We start from the raw sequence: 3637 nt of genomic DNA, 5'->3' as shown, positions 1-3637 counted from the left end.
CTGGAAGTTGGTGCCATTCAGCGACGGGTTTATCAGGCCGGCGGTCCAGCGGTGTTTTTCAGCCGGGTGAAAGATTGTCGTTTTCCCCTGGTGGGAAATCTTTTCGGGACCCTGGAACGTACCCGTTTTATGTTTCGCGACAGCCTGAAATCTTTGGAACGATTGGTGGCCGCCAAGGTTGACCTGCCCGGCCTGCTGAAAACTCCACTTTCCCTGGCTCATCTTCCCCTTGATCTTTTGCATCTCTTTCCGCGAAAGCTTCAATACGGCCCCATCCTGGCCCATGAAACCTCTGTCAGCCAACTGCCCCAGGTGAAATCGTGGCCGGATGACGGCGGGGCTTTCATCACCCTGCCACTGGTCTATTCGGAAAGTCCAAATCAGCCAGGCTGGCGCCATGCCAACCTGGGCATGTATAGAATCCAGCTTTCGGGTGGCTGCTATGCTGTCGACCGGGAGGTTGGCCTTCATTACCAGCTGCATCGGGGGATCGGCGTCCACCACGCTGAAGCCCTGGAAAAGAAAGAGCCCCTGCGGGTGAACGTTTTTGTCGGTGGGCCGCCGGCTTTGAGTGTGGCGGCGGTGATGCCGTTGCCGGAAGGAATGCCGGAGCTGGCTTTTGCCGGTTTGCTGGGTGGTCGGCGGGTTAATCTCATCAGTCGACCAGGGCAGCTGCCGGTTCCGGCCGAGGTGGACTTTTGTTTGCGCGGGACAGTGGAACCCGGAAAAACGCTGCCCGAAGGGCCCTTCGGTGATCATTTGGGCTACTACAGCCTGGTTCATGATTTTCCGGTTCTCAAGGTCGACCGGGTCTGGTATCGTGATGGTGCCATCTGGCCTTTTACCACCGTCGGCCGCCCGCCCCAGGAAGATACCACCTTCGGTGCTTTCATCCATGAATTGACCGGAGACCTGATCTCAGATTTATTGCCGGGGGTTCGGGCGGTACATGCCGTTGATGCGGCCGGGGTTCACCCCCTGCTGCTGGCCATCGGTAGTGAACGGTATGTTCCCTATGCCGGGGACCATCAACCCCGGGAACTGCTGACCCAGGCCCATGCCATTCTCGGCCAGGGGCAGCTGTCGCTGGCCAAGTACCTGCTCATTGTTGACGGTGAAGATAATAACCGGCTTGCTATTGACGCTATTCCCGAATTTTTTGCTCATCTGCTGGAGCGGGTTGACTGGCGGCGCGACCTTCATTTTCAGACCCGGACGACCATGGATACCCTGGACTATTCCGGCAGCGGCCTGAATCAGGGATCAAAAGTTATTATCGCCGCCGCGGGGCCGTCGCGTCGGCAGCTGGCGACAGAACTTCCTGCCGATTTGAAGCTGTCACCGGGATTTTCCACCCCTGCTGTCTGCCTGCCGGGAGTACTGGCCATCAGCGGTCCTCCCTGTACGGCGGCAGCGAACTCGGGTCAGGATGAAGCCATACTCCGTTTTTGCCGGTCTGCTGAAAATCCGGAAGCTTTTTCCGAGTTTCCACTGATGGTCGTCGTTGATGACAGTGAATTTGCTTCCCGGACATTGGATAATTTTCTCTGGGTAACATTTACCCGTTCCGATCCGGCCGCCGATATTTATGGTATCGGGGCTTTTACTGAAGCGAAACACTGGGGGTGCCGCGGACCGCTGGTGATCGACGCCCGCCGGAAGCCGCACCATGCACCGCCATTGATCGATGATCCTGAAGTGGAAAAACGGGTGGATGCCCTGGGAGCCGTCGGCCGGCCGCTTCACGGGATAATCTGAACAGTGAAAGGATAAAAAATGAACAGTAAAACCGTTTCAGACAGTATGGTGACCATCGCTCATGTGATGCAGCCGCACGAGGCTAATATTGCCGGGAATGTTCATGGCGGAGTGATTATGAAACTTATTGATACCACTGCCGGTGTTGTCGCTACCCGCCATGCCCGCAGCAATGTGGTAACAGCATCCATTGATAAACTGGATTTTCACTATCCGGCCTTTATCGGTGACCTGGTAACCTTCAAGGCGTCTCTCAACCTGGTGGGTCGTTCCTCCATGGAGATCGGGGTCCGGGTGGATTCGGAGAATCTGTTGAGCGGCAACACAAGTCATATTGCTTCCGCTTACCTTACTTTTGTCGCTTTGGGGGAAGATGGCAAGGCAGTTGAGGTTCCCCGCTTGATTTTGGAAAATAAAATTGAGGAAGATCGTCAACGGCAGGCCCGGGAGCGTTTGAAACAACGGCTGGCAGGACGCCAGGGTAAATAGTGCCTGAACGAAAACTCAGGACTTGTGAGGATACCGCCTGCCTGTGGGCAGACACGGCTAAAGCAATAATCTCTCGGGCCTCCGCCGCGAATCCGTTTGCAACTGGGTTGAAAAGTAAAGCTTATGAGCCACCGACCCACACAGACAAACACGGACGAAAATGCAATAGCTGATTTGAAAGAGAGATATAACTATAAAATAACCCCTTCGGTTAACTGCTAAAAGCCAATAGCTAATAGCTTTTTTACAAACGAGGTACTCATGATCAGTTCATTGACGGAAGTTTTTGACCTGGCAAGACGGGCGGAACCAATAAAAATTGCCATTATTGCTCCCGAGGACCAGGAGTTTATGCAGGCGGTTAAAAAAGCCCGGGAAGAGGGGTTAATTGATCCGGTATTGCTCGGTAATCCCCGGTTGATCTCTCGGGCAGCTGAAAAAGTCGGTCTTGACTATCAGCCAGGTGAAATTATTGAAATAAGAGATCGCCAGGAAGTTGCGGACCGGGCCTTGCAGATGCTGTACCAGGGCGATGTCCGGATGGTCAGCAAGGGGCAGATTCCAACCTCCTATATCTACCGTTCCATCATCAGGAAAAAAAAGGAAGTCGGGGAGGGTGCCATCGTCAGCGTTATTACGGTTTGGGATATAAAAAACTGTGATCACCTGGTTCTGTTGACCGATGCCGGAGCCAACATTGCCCCTAATGAGGCGCAGAAACTGGAAATAGTTGATAATGCCATCAATGCTGTCCTGGTACTGGGCTGTTCCAATCCCCGGGTCACCGAGCTGCTGTCGGACTCTTCCAATCTTCAACTGAAAAGTGACCTGGGGCAGGGAATTAAGACACCGACGATCAGGAACCATAAGAGAAGCTATAATCTGACGGATGCTACGTCTTTGAAAGATCTTATTTTTACCGATGCCGATGGTCAACTGAATCTCAATAACCTGCCGAATATTCTCCTGCTGCCGGATTTGAATACCGGCAACGTGGTGGTTAAACTTGATTTTTTTATCAAGGATATCACCAGGGTTTCCTTCAGCCATACTGAACGTGGACCGGTGCTGCTGCCTTCCCGTGCCGATGAGGCTGATTCAATTTATCGCGAACTTGTTTTTGGTGCCGGCCTGGTAAATTTACAGCAGAGGTGTACGTATGAATGAACAGTATAAGGTACAAGGTAAAAGGTAAAAACCTTTAACCTTTAACCTTTAACCTTTAACCTTTATCCTTTATCCTTTAACCTTTATCCTTTATCATTTAACCTTTGCAGCGGATGTGTACACATGAGTGAACATCTTTACCGGGAAATATTCGCGGCCGCGAAGAAAATTAAGTGTAAACGTTGCGTGGTTACCCTGGCCGACAATGCTGATCAGGTGGCGA

Annotated in this window: 3 protein-coding genes; all 3 read left to right on the top strand. The window is 52.5% G+C overall.

The genetic code is table 11. From position 1 onward, the window contains the following. Positions 1-1758, top strand: a 1758-nt coding sequence (locus tag U9P07_12315) for a UbiD family decarboxylase (GenBank protein ID MEA2110188.1), incomplete at its 5' end; no start/stop codon positions are given. Between the two features lie 18 nt (positions 1759-1776). Beyond that, positions 1777-2247, top strand: a complete 471-nt coding sequence (locus U9P07_12310; protein MEA2110187.1) for an acyl-CoA thioesterase — start codon at positions 1777-1779, stop codon at positions 2245-2247. Positions 2248-2508: 261 nt separating this feature from the next. Then, positions 2509-3414: a phosphate acyltransferase gene (locus tag U9P07_12305; GenBank protein ID MEA2110186.1), complete on the top strand. Its 906-nt coding sequence runs from the start codon at positions 2509-2511 to the stop codon at positions 3412-3414. Positions 3415-3637: the final 223 nt, after the last annotated feature.

It is taken from the genome of Pseudomonadota bacterium (genome assembly GCA_034660915.1).
GTDB lineage: Bacteria > Desulfobacterota > Anaeroferrophillalia > Anaeroferrophillales > Anaeroferrophillaceae > DQWO01.
This window is presented reverse-complemented; position numbering and strand designations above follow the sequence as displayed.

What these genes read in the sequence shown, in the direction of transcription:
- U9P07_12310 (MEA2110187.1), top strand. Translation starts at nt 1,777, where the DNA reads ATGAACAGTAAAACCGTTTCAGACAGTATGGTGACCATCGCTCATGTG.
- U9P07_12305 (MEA2110186.1), top strand. Translation starts at nt 2,509, where the DNA reads ATGATCAGTTCATTGACGGAAGTTTTTGACCTGGCAAGACGGGCGGAA.